The following is a 20,252-nucleotide window of genomic DNA, read 5'->3' on the forward strand; positions in this document are numbered from 1 at the left end:
CATTTGAATGATGCGCCCGCGCAATTTTCCGCCCCGCTGGAATATCCATGGGCGCAATTGCACGAAGCCCCCTAATTCCTCCAATTGCGTCGCGTTTCACCGGCTCTCCAGACTGTCGGGAAACCAATAAAGCCATGCTGAATACTGACCACCCTCTTCAGGGAGAGGAAATCATGAGACGGATCAAATTTTCCGCCACCGCCACATCTTTGTTTGGACTGACTGCCGGCCTGCTGCTGACGGCCCAGCCGGGAACGGCCCTCGCGCAGGCCGCTGCCGCTGACCAGCCCGCTCAGGGCATCGCCGACATCATCGTCACGGCAAACCGCCGCGAAGAAGGCATGCAAAAGGTGGCCACCGCTGTATCGGCACTGAACGCCGACACGCTGCGCGAACAGAATATCTCGTCGGCGAGTGACCTTATGGGCCGCATACCGTCGCTCAACGTGACCACGAACGGCCAGCAGCGCGAAGCCGAAACGATCACCATCCGTGGACAGGGCCAGACCTACCTCGCGCCAACTGGCGTCGTGAACTATTTTGCCGAAGTCCCGCTGATCGCAGGCTCCATCATCGGCAACCAGGGCGGCCCGGGCACATTGTTTGACGTCGAATCCCTTCAGGTTTTGCGCGGTCCGCAGGGCACGCTGTTCGGCAAGAACACCACCGGAGGCGCGCTGCTGATCGGTCCCAAGAAGCCGACCGACCGGCTGGAAGGGTGGGTGTCGGCGCAGCTGGGCAATTATAACAGCCGCGAATTTGAAGCCGTCGTCAACATCCCCATCGTCGAGGACAAGCTGGCCGTGCGCTTCTCGTTCAAGAAGGCGGATCGCGACGGCTATACCATCGATGCCGGCACCGCCGACCTGCCCGTTTCCCTGCCGTTCCAGGGCGCGGGCTTCACCCCCGTCGTGATCAAGAACTCCGGCTTGGTGTTGCCGGGTAATGGCCCCAACTCCGGCAATCTGGGCCTGCCCGGCATCAACAACACACATGCCGATTTCCGCGGCAAGGATTATGACGATCGCCATTATTGGGTCGGCCGCGTCGGTGTGCTCTTCAAACCGACCGAAACGATCGAAAATTATCTGGTCGTTCATTACGCCAAGTCCCACAATAACGGCACTGGCCAGATCCTCTATGCCGTCGCCACCGATCATCCGACGCTGACAAACCTGGTCGCCAACACATATGGCAATGCAAATCTGGGCCAGCCTGGAGCCCCCGGTGCGTTCACCTCCGGCGACTCGACGATTGCCGAGGCGCTAGCGGCCCGATCGCGCGCGCTCGGACCGCGCCGGACGTCGCTGAACCAGGACCAGTTCTATGAACTGGAAACCTACAGCATCGTCGACACGCTGAACGTGCAGCTGTCCGACGAGCTGACCTTCCGCAACATCTTCGGCTATCAACGGATGAAGCAGGATTACAGCTGGGATCTCGACGGCAGCCCGCTGCCGATCCTGTCGCAGGTGCCCAATGTGGTTTCGTCGGCGGTGGCAGCACGTTTTCCCGAACTCGAAGCCGGCATGCGCGCGAAGGTCACCAACACGAGCCTGCTGACGGTCGAACCGCAGATTCAGGCCGACTTGCTGGACGGAAAGCTGACCGGCGTGGTAGGCCTGTTCTATTCCAAGCAAAAGCCCGAAGGCCTCCAGGCGACCGGAAGCTACAACGCGGCAGGCTATGGCGGCGGCTACTTCTGGGTCACGACGAAGAGCAAGGCGGTCTATGGCCAGGCCACGCTGGACTTTGGCGCTTTCTCACCGTCGCTCGACGGCCTCAAGTTCACGGGCGGAATTCGCTACACGAACGATCAGTATGACGGACGGCGCATCTCCCCCAACTATGTCGTTATCCCGCTCGCTTCGGCCGGCGACACCTACAAGAAGACCACCTGGACGCTGGGTGTCGATTACCAGATGCGGAATGCCCTGCTCTACGCAAAGATTACCAAGGGGTACAAGGCGGGTGGATTCAACTATGCCGGAGTGCGCCCCGATGGCCTGACCTTCGATCCTGAATATGTGAAAAGTTATGAAATCGGCGCCAAGACCGATTTCACACTGGGGTCGATTCCCATGCGGGTCAACCTGTCGGGCTATCGGCTCGATTATGACGGTATTCAGCGTGCCGCGGGCGACAATTTCCCCAACGGCTGTCCCGACGCGACCAACCCCTATTGCAACACGACCGGGCTGGACCAGGGTGCGATCACATACAATGCCGGCACCGCGCGTGTGCATGGCATTGAACTGGAAACGACCGCGCGTCTGTTCCCCGGCTTTGAACTGTCGGGCAGCTATTCCTATACGAAGGGCCGGTATCTCGATTACAAGCTGACCCTGCCGCCAGATCCGCCGGCCGGATCCAGCAACGCCGTGCGCCAGACCTGCTCGGGCCCGGTGACCGTGCCCAAGGGCATCGGCGTGCCCGGAGCCGTGCTGGACTTCAGCTGCGCGCCCTTCCCGTTCATTCCGAAAAACCAGTTCGCCATCAACGCACGCTATTCGCATGAACTGGAAAACGGCCTGGGAACGCTCGTCCTGTCGGGCAGCTACAGCCATGCCGACAAGAACTGGACGGCGGTCACCACCTTGCCGTCCCAGGAACCCGGCGGCTATGTCGATGCCTATAATCTGTTCAATGCGTCCGTCGACTGGAACGGCGTTGGCGGATCGGGCGTCGACCTGCGCTTCTTCGTGACGAACCTGACCAATACCACCTTCAAGGTCAGCAACACGGCATCCAGCCTCGATAGCTCGACCGGCTTCAACGACGTGGTCTACAACGAACCGCGCATGGTGGGTGCACAGATCCGCTATCGTTTCGGTTCCAACTGATTGGTGCGGGCGAAAGCCCGCATCGCCCGGCCGCCCGCGCTTTCAGCCGGGCGGCCGTTTGATACTCCTTCCTGCGCGCCGCCCCGGCGACGCAAAAAAAGACCGGCGGCCCCTTTTTCGGGATGCGCCGGCCAGCGCCTTTTCTTGCAAATGTCAGTCGAGGTCGAAGAAGCGCCTTGCCGTATCGCGCATGATCGGCTTGCGCTCAGCGATCGGTACGCCGTCAAATTGCCAGTCCATCACTTCGCGAGACCGCGGCCAGGTCGTCTCGGAATGCGGGTAGTCCGTCGACCACATGATATTGCGCCCGCCCGGCAAGTCGCGGTTCCGGATACCGACGGGATCGCGAATGAAGGAGGCAAAGATATTCTGGTCCATGTAATGGCTCGGCCGATGCTTCAGGTCGAGTTGCAGCCAGTGGCGCTGATTGTCGTAAATGCTGTCCATATATTCGGCCATCCAAGCCATCCAGCCGACGCCGCTTTCGATGGCACCGAAACGCAGTGCGGGGAAACGGTCGAAAACGCCGCCGAAGATCATGTTGGCGATCGGTTCTGCCATGCAGACTTTCGACATCACCAGGTTGGGCAGAAACCGGTTCATGCCCGGGCGTGCGATGCGGGCACCCAGATGGATAGTGATGGCCATGTCATGATCGACGCAAGCCTTCCAGAATGGATCGAAAGCCAGATCATCATATTGCAGCGGGCCGTCCGGGTCGCCGGTCAGCGCCAGCACCTGGGCAGCGAACCCGCCGCCGTCGGTGCCCTTGGACGATTGCGGGAAAGCGGGGATGTTGACGCCGCGCATGCCCCGTCCGGCCGCGTCCTTGAGCATCCGAACGGACTGGTCGATGTCCTGCATGGGTAGATAAGCAACGCCGACCAGGCGATCGGGCGCATGCGCGCAGAAATCCGCTAACCAGCGATTATAGGCCTCGAAGCTTGCGATGAAAAGATCATTGTCGCGGGTTCCGAGCGGACCGCCACCGAACAGCGCAGCCGCTCCCACCCCGTCCTTGTCCATATCCGTCAGACGAGCTTCGGGCGCCCAGCTACCGGCCTGGATGTCGTCACGACTGCCCACCGGCCGAAAATTGCGCCCTTGCGCCACCACCGAGGACAGGAGGTTGAGAGGCTTGCGCACACCTTCGAAGACAACCCAGTCATGTCCCTCCGCGGATGTGCCCGCCTCGATCTGCGGTCCCCGGCCGGCAAAGGCCGAAGGCAGATAGTCATCCCAGAATGTGGGGGGCGGGTTCACATGCGCGTCGGCGTCGAAGGGAACGAAATTCAGTTCGGCCATGGTCATCCTCTCCGGAATTTCGCCGGAAACCTCGTGCGCTTCCGGCATCTCCCCCAGCATCGGCACGGCATTATCCCTCGTCAATAAGTCGATTATATTTTCCACATATCGAAAATTATATCATAGATCGACGCGAATTATCCGCTCATGCCTCGCCGAAATCATGTTAGGGCGGCGCTATGGCATCTTCCCCTCCTATATCCCGGGCCGTTGCAGTCCTGAACTTTCTTGGTGGCCATGCCGGCCAGGCTTTTACCCTGACCGAAATCGCGAAATCACTCCGCATCAGCAGCGCCACCTGCCATAATCTGCTGGGGGCGCTGGCCGAAGCCGGCTATATTTACCGGACGGCCGCCAAAACCTATGTCATCGGCCCTGGGGTCAGCCGGGTCGCGCAGGCCGCCGTCAATCCGGACTTGCTCATGCAGGTCGTCCGCCCGGAAATGCGGGCGATCGCCGATGAATTCGATGTCGTATGTTCCGTCTATACGTTGCGGGGCGATCAGATCGTGGTGCGCGAGCGAGCCGCCGCCCTGTCCCATGTCGCCTGGAACATGCCGGGCCGCGCTTCCCTGCGCGCCACCGCGCCGGTCGGCACCTTGTTCGTAGCCTGGGACGAACTTTCCGACCTGGAAACATGGTTTTCGGCCGCTAATCCCCCGCTTAACCCTACGGACAGGGATGACCTGCATGCAGCCATGGGCTTCCTGCGGGAGCGTGGTTATGCCTTCGGCGTCCGGACTGCGTCCATCGACGGGCTGGAACGGGCACTCGAGTTGCACAACCGACGGGACATGACCGACTATGCCCTGTCCTCGCTCGATCCCAAAGCCAGCTATAACCTCGCCTTCGTAGCCTCCCCCGTCTTCGGCGCGGCACAGAAGGTCGTATTCGGCCTCGGACTGGTGGGTTTTGACAAGCCCTTGAAGGGCGACGCCGTGGAAGCCATGGGCACGAAGCTTCGAGCAGCATGCACCCGCATCACGCGCTTCATTGCCGGACGCGATTTTCCGCCGCTTTGACGGCGCCGGCGAGAACGAAAGGCATTTTTGCAAGTGATGGTACGCCTGTATCGCTGCACCGTGGCGACCAAAGGCTTGGCTTCTTTTCTCATATCCGGAAAATTATTCGATAATAGGAATTAACATTGACGAATCTCTAAACCCTGCGACTTTGCGCGGATCGGCACGCCAAGGGCCGTGGTCCAATGCTCCATGACGAGAGCGAGTGACGGGAGAGAGAAAATGTCCGTAAGCAGCGCATCGCTGAAATCAGGCACGATAATTGCCATGGCCTGCGTGGCCATGCCCGCCGCCTACGCCCAGAATGTCAAACTGGCCGAACAGAATACCGATCCCAACGAGATCATCGTATCCGCTCGGCGTGTCGATGAAAGCCTGCAACAGGTCCCGGTTGCGGTCAGCGCGGTGTCCTCGGCCATGCTCAAGGATCTCAACGTCCGCACGCCCGATCAGTTGAACGCGGTCGTGCCCAACGTGGCGATGGTCCAGGTGGGCGGCAGTCCCATCGGCAATGTCGCCTATATCCGCGGCATCGGCACGGGCGACCCCAATGCGGCGCTCGATCCGCCGGTCGCAACCTATATTGACGGCGTCTATATCGGCCGCATGACCGCCGCCAACCTGGAGCTGGCGGACGTCCAGCGGATAGAAGTGTTGCGCGGACCGCAGGGGACGCTCTTCGGGCGCAACACGACCGGCGGCGCAATCAGCCTGGTAACGCGCGTCCCGGACCCGGAATTCGGGTTCGAACAGCGGGTCACCATCGGTGAGCGCGGCGAGTTCATCTCCCGATCGCGGGTCACGACCGGTGACCTGGGCCAGAGCGGGTTGCGCGCCACCGCTGTATATCTGCACCGGCAGCGGCACGGCACCCTCAACAGTCCAACTCTGCCCAGCGACCGCGATCCCGGGGCACTCTCGCTCGACGCATTCTGGACCCGCATCCACGGCGAGTGGGGCAGCGTCACGGCGGATTACACATTTGACCTGATGAATGGGGACTTCATGTCCAATGCCTATCAGATCATGGTCGCCAGCGATCGCTTCAAAAATTATTTCGGGCGGTCGGAATCTCTGGGCGGCGCGCCGCTGGTGATGGGGGCCGATGGGCGGATCAAGAATCTGCCGGTGCTGGAGAGCGACCCGATCGACGTACGATCGCTCGGCCATGCCCTTACTCTCAACGCCGATCTGTCCGACGCCCTGTCCGTCAAGTCGATCAGCGCCTACCGCAAATTCCACAAGCTTGGCGTCGCGCCTTATGGACCGGACGGCCTGCGCGGTTCGACCCCGACTGGCGTTCAGGATATGCTCGTCTACGCCTCGCGACCCAACCAGTATCAGCATCAATTTTCGCAGGAAGTGCAACTTTACGGGACATCAGGCGACCTTTCCTACATAGGCGGGCTCTATTACTTCCGCGAAAAGGCGCGCGAAGAAGGAATTTCGCGCGGGACCTTCCTGATTTCCGACACGCTTGCGGCGCCCTTCACATCTCTGACCAATTTTTCGGTGAAATCCGTCGCGAAGGCCGCCTTCGGGCAGCTCACCTATCGTCCGTCCTGGGCGGACGAACGACTGGAGATGGCAGGCGGGCTGCGCTATTCGCATGATCGCAAGGTTTTCCAGCAGACAGCCAGCACCGTCAGAGGCGGCACGGCCAGCTTCGACAATGTGTCCTACAACTTCACGGCCAGTTACCGCATCACGCCCGATGTCATGTTGTTCGGCCGGGTGGGCACGGGCTATCGCGCCGGCGGGTTCAACACGCGCGCATCGGCCGGCGCTGATTTCACCTTCAAGCCGGAAAAGGCCAATGTCTATGAAATCGGCATCAAGTCCGACTTTCTCGACAAGGCCGTTCGCTTCAACGTGACCGGTTTCTATACGAAATATCGCGATTTGCAGGTAAACCAGTTCAACGGCGTGACCAAGGACGGCACTGTCGGCGATATTTTGAGCGCGGCCGCCGTCTACAAGGGCATCGAGACAGAACTGACCATTCGTCCCGTGCGGGGCCTGACGCTCTATAGTAATGTCGGCTATACCGACGCCCGGTATGACCGGATTTTCTTCCCCAATCCGGCCACGGGCTTTCTGGAAAATTATGCCGATCAGGCCTATTTCGCCTACCAGCCAAAATGGACAGTGGCCAACGGCATCAGCTATTCGCAGCCGCTGGCCAGCGTAGGCACATTTCAGGTCCGGCTGGACCACAGCTATACCAGCCGCCGTTATTTCGCGGCCTCCCCCGCAGCCATTGCGCCATGGACACCGCTGATTTCCGACCCCTCGCACAATGTGTTCAACGCCCGCGTCTCGCTTTCCGACATTCCGTTGACGGATCGTGTCAAAGGCGATGTCGCGCTGTGGGGCCAGAACATCTTCAGCGAAGAATATATCAACAATGCCATCGACTTCGGTTCGCTGGGCTTTGCCGGCGGCGTTTACAGCGAACCTGCCCGCTTCGGCGTGGATTTCACCGTGAGGTTCTGAACATGCAGTCTTCCCAGCACTATGATCTTGTCATTCGCGGCGGCTTCGTCATCGACGGGACGGGCCTCCCGCGTCGGCGCGTCGATGTCGGCATCAGGAACGGCCGGGTCGCGGCGTTGTCGCATCTGCGCGATGCGACGGCGGACCGGGAAATCGACGCGACCGGGATGATCGTGGCGCCGGGAATCGTCGACCCGCATACACATTACGATCCGCAGATCACCTTTGATCCCTATGCCACCATGTCGTGCTTTCACGGCGTGACGACGGTGCTCGCGGGCAATTGCGGTTTTTCGGCTGCGCCCGTGCGCAGGGACGACCGGGAGTTCCTGACCGACATCTTCGCCGCCGTCGAAGACATGAACCCGATCGCCCTATCCGGTGTCCCCTGGGACAATTTCGAGACATTTCCGGAATATCTCGCCTCACTCAAGGGCACATTGGGCGTCAACTTCGCCTGTTATGTCGGCCATTCGAACATAAGGCGCTGGGTGATGGGGGACGCCGCCTATGATCGCGCGGCCACACCTGAAGAGGTAGAGGCGATGCAGGCGGTCGTCGACGAGGCGGTGGAGGCTGGCGCCGCCGGTCTGTCCTCATCGGCCGCCGCCACGCATCTGGACATAAAGGGGCGGCCCGTTCCGTCGCGCCAGGCGGACCGGCGGGAATTGCTGGCCCTGTCGGCAACCGCCGGCAAGGGGCGGCCGGGCAGCATCTGTTACCTCCCCGCCAGCGCGATCGGCGGAATGACACAGGATGATTACGACCTGCTGCTTGAAATCGGCGATGCTTCGGGGCTGCCGGTCGTCATCCAGGGCATCGGCGGCCGCAGCAAGGTCGATGTGCCCACAGCCGGATGGGAAGCGGCATCCAAGTTTCTGGACCTGGCGACGGAGCGTGGCACGCCTGTCTATTCGCTGATGATGAGCCGCCCCTTTGACCGGACGGTCGAGATCGGGCCGAACAACGGACATTACAAGGCCTGCTTCGCCTTTCACGAATTCCTGAACCTGCCCGACGACGAACGCCGCGCCGCGATCTGCGAGCCGGCGTGGCGGGACCGGCTGCGCATGTCGGTCGAAAATTGCAACAAGGACCCCGCGAAGGGCACAACCCTGCCCGCACCGCAATGGGGCGACATTTACGTGGTGCAGGTCGCCGAGGAGCGCAATCGTGCGTTGGAAGGGAAATCCATCGCCGATCTGGCGGCCGGTCGCGGCGTCGCGCCCATGGACGCGATGCTGGACCTTGCCGCGGACGAGGATATGCGCACAACGTTCCGCTGGCGCACCGAGAGCCCGGAATGGGCACAAGCCGTGGACGTGGCGCAAGGGCATCCTAACATGATCGTCGGCGTCTCCGATGGCGGAGCCCATCTGCACAAGGACGACGGTTCGGACTGGAGTTCCTATTTCCTACGGTCCTGGGTGCTCGACCGCAAGCGCTGGACACTGGAGGAAGGCGTCCGCCAGATCACGCAGGTGCCGGCCGCCATGCTGGGTTTCTCCGATCGTGGCACGCTGCGCGTCGGTGGCTGGGCCGACATCATGATCTTCGACCCGGAAACGATCGGCCCTTGGCGCAAGGAATTCGTGCGCGACCTGCCCGGTGACATCGGTCGCTGGAAGGCTTTGGGAACGGGAGTCAAGGCGACGATCGTCAACGGCCAGCCGATCGTCATCGATGGCGAACTGACCGGTGCGCTGCCCGGGCATGTGGTGGCACCCGGCACCGCCCTGGAAGCGGCGTGACATCGCAGGAGGAATGCAGATGATGGAAATCCGCAAGGTGACGGGCGCGATCGGCGCCGAAGTAGGCGGGGTAGACCTTAGCCGGCCGTTGTCGGACGGCGAAATCAGCGCGATCACCAATGCGCTGCATGACCATTATGTGGTGTTCTTCCGCGAACAGCGGCCTTTGTCAGAAGAGGAACATATGCGCGTGGGCCGCTATTTCGGCACGCTCGACATTTCCGAAATCCAGCCGAAACCATCGTCCAATCGCGAAGTGCTGTGGATGGAGGCGACATCGGCCAAGGGTCGGGGCGCGGAATATTGGCATCGCGACCGCACCTATCTGGAGGCTCCGCCGCTGGGATCGATCCTGCAATGCATGGTAAAGCCGGACGTCGGCGGCGATACCTGCTGGACAAGTTCGGTTGCCGCCTATGAGGCATTGTCCGAACCGATACAGGCCTTGGTCGACCGGCTGTCCGCGCTGCATTCGATCCGTCCCCTCGCTGCGCGAAGCCAGGACGTACGCGATACGCTGGGAGATAAAATCCACAGCTTTCCGACCGCGGTCCATCCGCTGGTCGAAGTCCACCCGGTCAGCGGCCGCAAGGCGCTCAACGTCAACGCCAACTGGACGACCGAGATTATGGGCTTGTCACAGGAAGAAGGCCGGATGCTGCTCGATTTCCTGCTCGAACATGTCAAGCGGCCCGAATTCGCCGTGCGGTTCCACTGGAATGTCGGCGACGTCGCCTTCTGGGACAACCGGACGGTGCAGCATTGTGCCATCGCCGATTTCAACACCAGGCGTGTCATGAAGCGGGTCGCGCTCGTCGGGCATCCGCCCAAGGGGCCGGAGAGCCAAGGCATGGCGGCCTGAACAACACCAGGAAAGGATCAGGATCATGGCGGAAGAGCAAGCGCGCTATCCCTTGGCCGGCATCAACGAGAAGGCCCGCTTCACCCAGCTGGAAGACCATAAGTGGCAGGTCGTTCGCCGCCAGAAGATCGGCGACCGGGTCGTCGAGGCGCGGGAAAAATGGATGGAATGGAACCCCCGCTATAATTCGCTATATGCCGAATGGGATCCGGGAATGATGATCCGCGCCCATGGCCATAACAGCGATCACATCGTATTCGTGCTCAAAGGATCGATGACTTGCGGCGACCGCGTCTGCGGTCCGGGCACGCATATCGCGCTGGACCACGGCGACACGTTCGGCCCTTTCATCGCCGGGCCCGAAGGCTGCACATCCTATATGATCATGATGGGCGATCCGGGTTCCTTCCCGGCCGATCCGGAGGGATTTGAAAAATTGCGCCGGGAACGAGGCGTGGAGCAGCTGCCGGACGCGCAACTCGATATTCCGGAATGGTTCACCGATTCACGCAATGCGGTCACCAAGGACGGCAGCTGAGCCAAAGTTACTTCAGAATGACGGGGCCAACCGCCCGCGCGGAGGTGAGAGGATGACGGACATGGAGGCAGCAGCCCCGCTGGCGGCGGAAAATGATATGCGCTCTCGTCCGCCGGCTATCAGTGCAGGCCGGCGGCGGGCCATGCTCTTCATGCTCTGCTTCATCTACATGCTGAACTATCTCGACCGGCAGATCATCGTCATCCTACAGGAGCCGATAAAGCATGAGTTCCAGCTGCAGGATTGGCATCTGGGCTTGCTGACGGGCGCGGCCTTCGGCTTTTTCTACACGATAATGGGCGTTCCGATCGCTCAGATCGTGGATCGCGGGATCAATCGGGTACGGATGCTGTCGGGCCTGCTGGCGATTTGGAGTGCCATGACTGCAATCTGCGGCCTGTCGCGCGGTTATGCGCATTTCTTCATGGCGCGCATGGGCGTGGGGCTGGCGGAGTCGGGATTTACGCCCACCGCCCATGCGCTGATTTCGGACCTGTACCCGCCCGCCGAACGCCCACGCGCGCTCGGGGTATTTTCGGTCGGGATTCCCTTCGGTGTGATGGCCGGCCTCTCGATCGGAGGGCTGGTCGCGGCCTATTCCGATTGGCGGACGGCGCTGTTCGTTGCCGGCGCGCCCGGCATCGTCGCCGCGATACTATTCTGGCTTTTCGCCCGCGAGCCGATGCGCGGCGCAATGGACCGGCAACAGAAGGAGGATGGGCACAAGGCACTCATTCCCTTTGGTCAGGCGCTTAAACTGCTGCTGCGTCGCGCCTCGTTCGTCCATGTCACGATTGCGACGGCCGTTACCTCCTTCGTCGAGGCGGGCATGATGGCCTGGATTCCATCCTATCTGATCCGGTCGCACGGCCTGCCTTTGTCGCAAGTGGGGCCCAGCATGGGCCTGATCGCAGGCGCGGGGGGCGTCATCGGAACGATGTTCGGCGGCTGGCAGGCGACGCGCTTCGGTCGCAACGGCATGGACCGGACATTGTGGCTGCCCGTCGTCGGCCTGTTGCTGTGCATACCGCTCTATGCCACGGTCTTCTATGTCGACAGCGGCCGGCTGGCGCTGGGCATGCTGCTTCTGCCGACGATATTCGGGGCCTTCTGGACAGCACCGGCAATCGCGTTGACGCAAAACCTGGCCCCGGTCGCGACGCGGGCGCGCGCGGCAGCGGTGCGCATCGTCGCAGCCAACCTGATCGGCGTGTCGGCCGGGCCGCTCGTCTGCGGGATGCTGAGCGATCATTTCGGCAAGGCATATGGCGCCCCTTCCATCGGGCTGCGCATGGCGCTCATGGTGTTTGCAGGCTTGTTCGCCTGGGCCGCTGTTCACTGGTTGGTCACCGTCCGGGCTCTGCAACGCGAAAAGGCAGAACTGCCGGCACAGGCCTGACCATCAGCCGATCCGTTCCCTCAGCGCGGCATTCGCGCTGACCGAGCGGAATGACGCGAACCGAATGCCGCCCATTCGGCAGCCTGGTCCTCGTCAGATTATTGAGCACTGCCTTGGCCGCGCCATACCCCACCGCATCGGCCATCGACGCCTGTCCTGCCGCCGATGTCAGGTTTACGATGCCGCCGCTCCCTGCCCCCGCGACGATGTAAAAGCACCCTTCCAGATTCAGCATCGCAAATCCTCTCCCAATGCCCTTCGGCCTGCCGACATCCGGGTCAACAATGAACGTATGGAGAGATTTTTCGATATTATGGGAAATATTCTGAAATGTCGGAATAGGGCCATGATCATATGGTCATATGCGTGGCTGCGGTTAGCTTGTCGAAATGACAGCCGAAGCACCGATAAGAGTGTTCACGGACGAAAGCACCGCCCCCCGGGCGGCGATCTTCGCGAGAGGAACAGTGGCGCGCCAACTGGCGGACGGTTTGCATCGGTCCGGCGTGCGCTGCGCGCCCGTCGCGGGCGAAGCGACCGACACGAACCCGCTTTCCTCCGTCGAAGCCACCCATGCGTTCATGTCGACCGTATGCGCAAATCTGGGGGGGGTAGATGCGATGATCCTGAGCTGCGCGGACGAGGATGTCGCGACCCCGCAGCCCATCGCAACGATGACGGAAGGCGACTGGATCGCCCGCTGCGAACGCCCCCTGCAAAACGGACGCATCTTCTTTCAGGCCGCGCACGACATGCTGCGCCCGACGGGTGGGCGGATCATCCTGCTGATACCTTCGCTCGCCATGACCGGTGCCGACGGATTATTGCCTTGGGCGGCAGCGGCTGAAGGATTGCGGTCACTGGCCAAGGCCGCCGCGCGCGCATGGGGAAATCATGGCATTCGCGTCAACAGCATCGCGGTCCCCGCCGCCCGCCTCGCCGGCATCGAGGCAGAACTGGAACGGCCCGGGCTGCCCGCGCCCAGCCTGCATGCGGGTTCGGACTGGACGAGTACGGCACAACTGATCGCCACCATGCTGACGCCAGGCTTCGCGGCCGTGACCGGGACAACGATCGGCGCGGACGACGGACGGTGGATGACGCCATGAGCAAGCGCGACGACTATTTTCTCGATCTGACGGACCGGACAATATTGGTGACAGGCGGCGGCGCCGGCATCGGTCGCGGCATATGCCTGGCCTGCGGCGATGCGGGCGCGAATGTCGCCATCCTTGCCCCGAGCGAAAACGGCGCGAGGACGCAGGATGCGGTGAAAGCAAGGGGAGGCTCGGCTCTCTGGGTGCAGGGCGACGTCACCGTCGCGGCCGACGTCGAACGCGCCGTCGCGCGCGCCGTGGAGATTTTCGGTGGGCTGGACGGCATTGTCCACAACGCCATCGACCGGCGAAGCGGATCGGAAATCGAAATTCAGAATGCAACCGATGACCAATGGGAGTCGGCGATCGGCGTGTCGCTGCGCGGCGCGTTCAACCTCGCACGTGCCGCCTTCCCCCACCTCCGGCCGGGGCGCGGGCGCCTTTTGCTGATGACATCCCCGGCCGCGATGGAGGGTGCCGTGCGCCGCCACGCCTATGCCGCAGTCAAGGGCGCCCTGCGCGGCTTTGCCAAGAGCCTGGCAGTGGAATGGGGACGGTACGGAATTTCCGTGACCTGCCTGTCCCCCCTGTCGATGACACCGGGACTGGAAAGTGCGATCGCCGCCAACCCCGCGCTGAAGGCCCGGCTTGACCGGGTGGTGCCCCTGGCCCGGGTGGGCGATCCCGAAACCGACATCGCGCCGGTGGTCGCATTCCTTATGAGCAGCGGCTCCGGCTATATCAACGGCCAGACGATCATCGTCGATGGTGGCCGCTTCACTACCCTCTGAAGGATGTGCCATGGCCTATCAGCATCTTCCGCCCTTCGCGCCCGGCTCCATTTCGTTGCGTATCTACCTGCACGACGGACTGTCAGCGCAAAACATTGTGGGGCAGCAGATGAAACAAGCACGCCAGGCGGCCAAGGTCGGCTTCGACGGGATCATGATGGGCGAACATCATGGCGGTTTCCCGGGCTACATCCCCAATACGATCCAGACGGCCGGATTCATGCTGGGAGCGATGGATGGAGGGTGGGTAGCCCCTGCCCCGGTCCTGCTGCCGCTGCGCCCCTGGGCACTCGTCGCGGAAGATATGGCCTGGCTGTCCGCGCGCTTCCCCGGCCGGGTCGGACTCGGGGTGGGCACCGGATCGCTGGAGAGCGATTTCGATATCATGGAAGTGCCCAAGGAGGGCCATATAGACCGCTTCCTCCATGCGTTCGGGCATATAGCAGAGGCGCTGCGCGGCCGGTCGGAAGGCGAACTGGGCCAGGACCCCGCAATCCTGGCCTGCGCCGATGCGCCGGTACCGATCCTGGCGGCCAGCGCTTCCCCGCGCGGCTGCCGCTTTGCCGCCAGCGTTCAGGCAGGCCTGCTGTTCGAATCCATCACGCCTCCACCCCGCCTGCGCGAACTCGCGCAGATCTACCATGATCATGGCGGGACGGGGCCTATCGTCCTGATCCGCCGCGTGTGGGCGGGTGAAGGATCGTTCGAACGGCAGGAAAGGCAGATCGGTGTATATGGCTCTTATGGCAGCAGGGAGCTGATGAAGCATTGGGGGGAAAATCAGCTGATCAACGGGACGCCGGACGCCATTGCCGACCAGCTAGCCGAGGCTGCCCATGCCGTGGGCGCGGACGCCATCAACCTGCGCGTGCATGTGCCGGGGGTGATGCCTGAAGAGGTGGAGGCGCAGATCGACGCGCTCGCGCCTATGCTGCCGCTGCTGCGCGCCGCGCACCCATGGAAACAACGAGGGTGAAGGCATATTTTCTACGCAATCAATAATTAACTATCTGGCAATGACCGTCATTTGCGGATAGGTAGGCGACCAATCCAATGCGAAATGCGGTGAAGCCCAGCGCCGGGCGTAACGAACCGCTACGGAACGGGAGAGAGATATGCGGTTTCACTATGCCGAAAGCATGACCCCCATTGCCAATTACGTTCCTCTGGCCCAGGCGGCTGAGGCCAACGGTTATGCGGGCTTCACGATCCCCGACAGTCTGATCTATCCCAAGGCATCCGACACCAGCTACAGCTATACCGAGGATGGCGGGCGCGAGTTTCTGGAAAACAAGCCATTCATCGAAAGCTTCATTCTGGCGACTGCGATCGGCGTGTCGACGAAAACCCTGGAGATGACGACCAATGTCGTCAAGCTGCCGGTGCGCCCCCCGCTCTATTCCGCCAAGCTGGTTTCCTCCATCGCCGCGCTGACCGGCGACCGGTTCAACCTGGGCGTGGGACTTTCGGTCTGGCCTGAGGATTATACCGTCATGGGCGTGCCTTATGCCAAGCGCGGGAAGCGGTTCGACGAGTGCATCGCCATCGTGCGCGGCCTGTGTGCGGGCGGCTACTTCGAATTCCACGGCGAATTCTACGATCTGCCGCCGGCAAAGCTCAATCCCGTCCCCGGCAAGCCGTTGCCGATCCTGATCGGGGGCTTTTCGGACGCGGCGCTCAAGCGCGCGGCACATAATGACGGTTTCATGTATGCCGGCGGCAATGGCGGAACGGAAGAAGTGTCGAGCATGATCGACAAAATCAACGGCTATCGCGCGGAAGCCGGAACCAGCGGCAATCCGTTCCGCATATTCGCGACAGCGATGGGTAAGATCGACGTCGACGTGGTAAAGCGGCACGAGGATCTGGGCGTCACCGACATGCCGGTCGCCTTTCGCAACCTCTACGCTGTCGAGGAGGACAGCCAGCCATTGTCGGACAAAATCGACGACATGAAGCGCTTCGCGGACGAGGTGATCTCCAAACTCTGAAGGATGGGCACGGCGCGATGGAAACGGTCCTGATCTTTGACATGCGCGCGCCGGATTTCGGCGCGCCAAGGAAGGATGTTTTCGCGGCCGCGCTGGACATCGCCACCTGGGCCGATGACATCGGTATCGACGTGATCGGCCTTGGCGAGCATCATCAGGCAAACGACGGCTACAATCCTTCCCCGCTGGTGCTTGCGGGGGCGCTGGCGGGCAGGACGAAGCGCATTATCTTGCGGTCGGCGGTGCTGCTCGCGTCCTGCTACGATCCGGTCAGGCTGGCGGAGGATATCGCCGTTCTCCAGATCGTAAGCGGCGGGCGCTACGAACTTGGACTGGGCTTTGGCTATCGACCGAGCGAATTCGCCATGTACGGGCGCAACGCCGACGACCGGTTCGATCATACATGCCGGGTTGCCCGATTGCTGAAGCAGGCCTGGACCGGCGAGCCGTTCGATTATGACGGGCGACCCTGCCGGGTTTCACCGGTCCCGGACACGGAAGTGCCGATCATGCTGGGCGGCGTCGCCCCGAAGGTTGCGCGCGCGGCCGCCCACGTCGCCGACGGGTTGCTGGTCCCGCTGTTCGGGCCGAAGGCTTGGAACATATATCGCGCGGAATGCGCGCTGCTGGGCCACAACGATCCAGGCGAATATCCCCGGCAGGGCCCGACCTTCCTCTGGATTTCCGAAGAACCCGAGCGCGAATGGCAATGGCTGATGCCGCATATACGTCACGTCATGCACAGCTATGCCGCCTGGACGGCGGAGGCCCAGCACGAAACGGTGAGCCCCTACAGCACGAACATCAGCGACGACACGATCCGCGAAAGCGGCGAATATCAGATATTGACCCCCGATGAGGCGGTTGCGCTGGTGCAGACGCTGGGCGACAGCAGCTCGCTGTATCTTTCCCCGCTGTTCGCCGGCGCCCCGATAGAGAAAGGGTGGGAGATGCTGAGGCTTTATGAGCGCCACGTTCATCCGCATGTTCCGCGGACGACGAAGCCGCGTTGGCGGCACAGGCTGTAGGATGCAATGACCGGCGCAATGGATGAAGTGACGCTGCGGCACGTCGCCGCAATGGAACCGCTCGCGGCGCTCATGGCGCGGGCCGCGGCGGTGCGCGACGAAGGGTTCGGTGCCGTCGTTACCTATTCGCGCAAGATCTTCATCCCGCTGACCCGTCTATGCCGCGACGTCTGTTCCTATTGCACCTTCGCCCATCCGCCGCGAACGGGCGAGAGCCCCTATCTTTCGCCCGACGAGATACTGGCGATTGCGCGCACGGGCGAAGCGGCGGGATGCCGCGAGGCGCTGTTCACCCTGGGTGACAAGCCGGAACTGCGCTATCGCGTCGCGCGTGAAGCGCTGGACCAGATGGGGTATGGCAGCACCATCGATTATCTTGCCGCCATGTGTCGCCTGGTGCTGAAGGAAACGGGCCTTTTCCCCCACGCCAATCCCGGCGTGATGACGGCGGCGGATATCGCCGCGCTTCGGGAAGTATCCATCTCTCAGGGCCTGATGCTGGAGGGGACAGCCCCTTCCCTCACTGCCCGGGGCGGACCACATTTCGGATCGCCCGACAAGCTGCCCGAACGACGGCTGGAAACCATCCGGCTCGCGGGCGAGGCGCAGGTTCCTTTTACCAGCGGCATCCTGATCGGCCTGGGCGAAAGCCGCAGCGAGCGGATCGATGCGTTGCTGGCCCTGCGCGCGCTCCACCGGCGCCACGGGCATTTGCAGGAAATCATCATCCAGAATTTTCGGGCCAAAGCCGATACGCGCATGGCCTTCGCCGACGAACCCGACCGCGACGAATTATTGTGGACCATTGCCATCGCGCGGCTGGCTTTCGGGCCGCATATGACGATACAGGCGCCGCCCAATCTGGCCGGTGCCGGTTTCGGGCAGCTGCTCGCAGCGGGCATCAACGACTGGGGTGGCGTGTCGCCGGTGACGCCCGATCATGTCAATCCGGAAGCCCCATGGCCCGCAATCGCCCGGCTGCGCGAGGAAACCGAAGCCCGGGGAGGTATATTGACCGAGCGGCTGGCCGCGCATCCTTCCCATCTGGTCGACCTTGATCGTTGGCAGGTGCCGGTATTGCACGGCCGCTTGCGTGAGGCGATGGACACGCACGGCCTGCCCCGCATCGACGGCTGGCGTGTCGGCAGCGCGCTGCCGGCGCCGGCGTTGGTCCGGCGGCCGTCGCTACCATATGACCCGCGCGTACAGGCCACTCTGGAAGCGCTCGAATCCGGCGCTTCGCCCGATGACGCGATGATCACGCAGTTGCTGGGCGCGCGCGGACCGGATGTCGGCGCAGTCTGCGATGCCGCCGATGCGCTGCGTGCACAAACGGCAGGAAACGAGGTCAGCTTCGTCGTCAACCGCAACATCAACTATACCAACATCTGTTTCCACAAATGCGCCTTCTGCGCCTTTTCCAAGGGAAAGACCGCCGCCGAACTGCGCGGACCGGCCTATGACCTGGACCTTGAGGAGGTCAGCCGCCGGACCGCCGAAGCCTGGGCGCGCGGTGCGACCGAGGTCTGCATGCAAGGCGGCATCCATCCCCATTATAGCGGGCAGACCTATCTCGACCTGCTCGCCGCGGCGAAGGCGGGCGCGAAGGATATCCATGTCCATGCCTTTTCCCCGCTGGAGGTACGGCACGGCGCTGCGTCGCTGGGGGTCGACGTGCCGACTTTCCTGACCATGTTGCGGGACGCCGGCCTGGGCAGCCTGCCGGGCACGGCAGCGGAGATATTGTGCGACGATGTCCGCGATACGCTGTGTCCCGAAAAGCTGACTGCCGGCCAGTGGATCGAAACGATAGAGGCGGCCCATGGCGTCGGCCTGCCCACCACCGCGACGATCATGTACGGGCATATCGAGCGGGTTGAACATCAGGCGCGCCATCTGCTTGCCATCCGGGCGTTGCAGGCACGGACAGGCGGGATAACGGAATTCGTCCCCCTGCCCTTCGTCGCGGCGGAGGCACCGATCTATCGCAAGGGCGGCGCGCGACCCGGCCCGACGTTCCGCGAGGCGATATTGATGCATGCGGTGGCGCGGTTGGTGCTGCATCCGCTGATCCCCAATATCCAGGTGTCCTGGGTCAAGATGGGCGAGGCCGGCGTAAGCGCGGCGCTGGCAGCAGGCGTCAACGACCTGGGCGGCACGCTGATGAACGAAAGCATATCCAGAGCGGCAGGCGCGGCCCACGGACAGGAATGGTCGCCCGAGACGATGGAACGAGTGATCCGCTCCGAAGGTCGTGAGCCCAGACAGCGCGATACTCTATACCGTGCGGCATCGATCGATCGGATGGCCGCGGGACGGGGTGCCGAGGCGCTGACCGCACCACATCAGACAGCGCCGCGACGCCGGCGCGCATTGGAGGAAGCCGGACGATCATGAATGACGACAAGCAAGTCATCGCCGTGCTGGGCGGCACGGGCCATGAGGGCGCCGGGCTGGCGGCCCGTTGGGCAAAGGCGGGGTATAGGGTTATCGTCGGTTCGCGCGACGCCGACCGCGCGGCGGAGGCCGCCGGCCGGCTGGCCGAAGCATCCGGTGGCGACGTCAGCGGCGCAGCGAATATGGACGCGGCTGCGGCCGGTGACATCGTCGTGCTGGCGGTTCCCTATTCGGGGCAACAGGCGTTGGCGCAGGAGGTGAGCGAGGCGCTGGACGGCAAGATATTGATCGACGTGACCGTCCCTCTTCAACCGCCCAAGGTCGCCCGCGTTCAGCTGCCCGAAGGCGGATCGGCCGTGGAGGCGCTGCAAAGGATGTTGGGCGACGGTGTGCGCGTCGTGTCGGCGTTCCAGAATGTGTCGGCGCATCAACTGTCCGCGCTCGATCAGCCGGTCGATTGCGACGTATTGGTGGCTGGTGACGATGTGGATGCGCGCGAAACCGTGTGCCAGCTGGCCCGCGCGATCGGAATCGTGGCCTGGCACGCCGGGCCGCTTGCGAATTCGGCTGCGGCCGAGGCGCTGACATCGGTCCTGATCGCCATGAATAAGCGCTACAAGGTCGCAAACGGCGCAGGGATACGTATCACCGGCATCCCCGACCAGCCATGAGCCGAAAACGCCTGATCAACGCGCAGGGCCCGATCCGGCCGCGCCACATGGGCATGTGCTG

General features: G+C 62.7%; 15 protein-coding genes. 14 read left to right on the plus strand and 1 reads right to left on the minus strand.

What is annotated here, in order from left to right; genetic code table 11:
* Nucleotides 1–173: 173 nt before the first annotated feature.
* Nucleotides 174–2,843 (plus strand): TonB-dependent receptor, encoded by a 2,670-nt coding sequence (locus J3E64_RS10045; protein ID WP_253342610.1) that lies wholly within the window; start codon nt 174–176, stop codon nt 2,841–2,843.
* Between the two features lie 153 nt (nt 2,844–2,996).
* On the opposite strand, the gene J3E64_RS10050 is transcribed toward J3E64_RS10045, so the two are convergent.
* Nucleotides 2,997–4,208 carry an amidohydrolase family protein gene (locus J3E64_RS10050; protein ID WP_253342697.1) on the minus strand — a complete coding sequence of 404 codons (1,212 nt, stop codon included), beginning with the start codon at nt 4,206–4,208 and terminating at the stop codon, nt 2,997–2,999.
* 119 nt (nt 4,209–4,327) lie between these two features.
* Here J3E64_RS10050 and J3E64_RS10055 point away from each other — a divergent pair, with 119 nt between their 5' ends.
* From J3E64_RS10055 to npdG, 13 genes are all read left to right on the plus strand, one after another.
* The gene (locus J3E64_RS10055) at nt 4,328–5,170 is read left to right on the plus strand and encodes an IclR family transcriptional regulator (RefSeq protein ID WP_253342611.1); all 843 of its coding nucleotides are present in this window, start codon (nt 4,328–4,330) and stop codon (nt 5,168–5,170) included.
* A gap of 222 nt (nt 5,171–5,392) precedes the next feature.
* On the plus strand, nt 5,393–7,666 hold the full coding sequence (locus J3E64_RS10060; RefSeq protein ID WP_253342612.1) for a TonB-dependent receptor: 2,274 nt from the start codon (nt 5,393–5,395) through the stop codon (nt 7,664–7,666).
* Between the two features lie 2 nt (nt 7,667–7,668).
* On the plus strand, nt 7,669–9,417 hold the full coding sequence (locus J3E64_RS10065) for an amidohydrolase family protein (RefSeq protein ID WP_253342613.1): 1,749 nt from the start codon (nt 7,669–7,671) through the stop codon (nt 9,415–9,417).
* Nucleotides 9,418–9,436: 19 nt separating this feature from the next.
* Entirely contained in the window at nt 9,437–10,279 is an 843-nt protein-coding gene (locus tag J3E64_RS10070) for a TauD/TfdA family dioxygenase (RefSeq protein ID WP_253342614.1), read from the plus strand.
* A 25-nt stretch (nt 10,280–10,304) separates the two neighbouring features.
* Nucleotides 10,305–10,817 carry a hypothetical protein gene (locus J3E64_RS10075; protein WP_253342615.1) on the plus strand — a complete coding sequence of 171 codons (513 nt, stop codon included), beginning with the start codon at nt 10,305–10,307 and terminating at the stop codon, nt 10,815–10,817.
* Between the two features lie 61 nt (nt 10,818–10,878).
* Entirely contained in the window at nt 10,879–12,216 is a 1,338-nt protein-coding gene (locus J3E64_RS10080) for an MFS transporter (RefSeq protein WP_253342616.1), read from the plus strand.
* A gap of 389 nt (nt 12,217–12,605) precedes the next feature.
* The gene (locus J3E64_RS10085; RefSeq protein WP_253342617.1) at nt 12,606–13,325 is read left to right on the plus strand and encodes an SDR family oxidoreductase; all 720 of its coding nucleotides are present in this window, start codon (nt 12,606–12,608) and stop codon (nt 13,323–13,325) included.
* On the plus strand, nt 13,322–14,104 hold the full coding sequence (locus J3E64_RS10090) for an SDR family NAD(P)-dependent oxidoreductase (protein WP_253342618.1): 783 nt from the start codon (nt 13,322–13,324) through the stop codon (nt 14,102–14,104). The genes J3E64_RS10085 and J3E64_RS10090 overlap by 4 nt, the downstream gene beginning before the upstream one ends.
* Before the next feature lie 10 nt (nt 14,105–14,114).
* Entirely contained in the window at nt 14,115–15,080 is a 966-nt protein-coding gene (locus J3E64_RS10095) for an LLM class flavin-dependent oxidoreductase (protein ID WP_253342619.1), read from the plus strand.
* A gap of 139 nt (nt 15,081–15,219) precedes the next feature.
* A complete protein-coding gene (locus J3E64_RS10100) occupies nt 15,220–16,095 on the plus strand; it encodes an LLM class flavin-dependent oxidoreductase (RefSeq protein WP_253342620.1) in 876 nt (291 codons plus the stop codon).
* 17 nt (nt 16,096–16,112) lie between these two features.
* Nucleotides 16,113–17,123, plus strand: a complete 1,011-nt coding sequence (locus tag J3E64_RS10105) for an LLM class flavin-dependent oxidoreductase (RefSeq protein WP_253342621.1) — start codon at nt 16,113–16,115, stop codon at nt 17,121–17,123.
* A gap of 6 nt (nt 17,124–17,129) precedes the next feature.
* Nucleotides 17,130–19,520: a 5-amino-6-(D-ribitylamino)uracil--L-tyrosine 4-hydroxyphenyl transferase CofH gene (gene cofH / locus J3E64_RS10110; protein WP_253342622.1), complete on the plus strand. Its 2,391-nt coding sequence runs from the start codon at nt 17,130–17,132 to the stop codon at nt 19,518–19,520.
* On the plus strand, nt 19,517–20,191 hold the full coding sequence (gene npdG, locus J3E64_RS10115) for an NADPH-dependent F420 reductase (RefSeq protein ID WP_253342623.1): 675 nt from the start codon (nt 19,517–19,519) through the stop codon (nt 20,189–20,191). The genes cofH and npdG overlap by 4 nt, the downstream gene beginning before the upstream one ends.
* Nucleotides 20,192–20,252 lie beyond the last annotated feature (61 nt).

Source organism: Sphingobium sp. OAS761 (genome assembly GCF_024168485.1).
Taxonomy (GTDB): Bacteria; Pseudomonadota; Alphaproteobacteria; order Sphingomonadales; family Sphingomonadaceae; genus Sphingobium.

Bases quoted from the DNA above. Each gene is read 5' to 3' on its own strand.
- J3E64_RS10055 (WP_253342611.1), top strand. From the start codon at position 4,328: ATGGCATCTTCCCCTCCTATATCCCGGGCCGTTGCAGTCCTGAACTTT.
- cofH (WP_253342622.1), top strand. From the start codon at position 17,130: ATGACCGGCGCAATGGATGAAGTGACGCTGCGGCACGTCGCCGCAATG.
- J3E64_RS10090 (WP_253342618.1), top strand. From the start codon at position 13,322: ATGAGCAAGCGCGACGACTATTTTCTCGATCTGACGGACCGGACAATA.
- J3E64_RS10070 (WP_253342614.1), top strand. From the start codon at position 9,437: ATGATGGAAATCCGCAAGGTGACGGGCGCGATCGGCGCCGAAGTAGGC.
- J3E64_RS10095 (WP_253342619.1), top strand. From the start codon at position 14,115: ATGGCCTATCAGCATCTTCCGCCCTTCGCGCCCGGCTCCATTTCGTTG.
- J3E64_RS10075 (WP_253342615.1), top strand. From the start codon at position 10,305: ATGGCGGAAGAGCAAGCGCGCTATCCCTTGGCCGGCATCAACGAGAAG.
- npdG (WP_253342623.1), top strand. From the start codon at position 19,517: ATGAATGACGACAAGCAAGTCATCGCCGTGCTGGGCGGCACGGGCCAT.
- J3E64_RS10045 (WP_253342610.1), top strand. From the start codon at position 174: ATGAGACGGATCAAATTTTCCGCCACCGCCACATCTTTGTTTGGACTG.
- J3E64_RS10105 (WP_253342621.1), top strand. From the start codon at position 16,113: ATGGAAACGGTCCTGATCTTTGACATGCGCGCGCCGGATTTCGGCGCG.
- J3E64_RS10080 (WP_253342616.1), top strand. From the start codon at position 10,879: ATGGAGGCAGCAGCCCCGCTGGCGGCGGAAAATGATATGCGCTCTCGT.
- J3E64_RS10050 (WP_253342697.1), bottom strand. From the start codon at position 4,208: ATGCTGGGGGAGATGCCGGAAGCGCACGAGGTTTCCGGCGAAATTCCG.
- J3E64_RS10060 (WP_253342612.1), top strand. From the start codon at position 5,393: ATGTCCGTAAGCAGCGCATCGCTGAAATCAGGCACGATAATTGCCATG.
- J3E64_RS10100 (WP_253342620.1), top strand. From the start codon at position 15,220: ATGCGGTTTCACTATGCCGAAAGCATGACCCCCATTGCCAATTACGTT.
- J3E64_RS10085 (WP_253342617.1), top strand. From the start codon at position 12,606: ATGACAGCCGAAGCACCGATAAGAGTGTTCACGGACGAAAGCACCGCC.
- J3E64_RS10065 (WP_253342613.1), top strand. From the start codon at position 7,669: ATGCAGTCTTCCCAGCACTATGATCTTGTCATTCGCGGCGGCTTCGTC.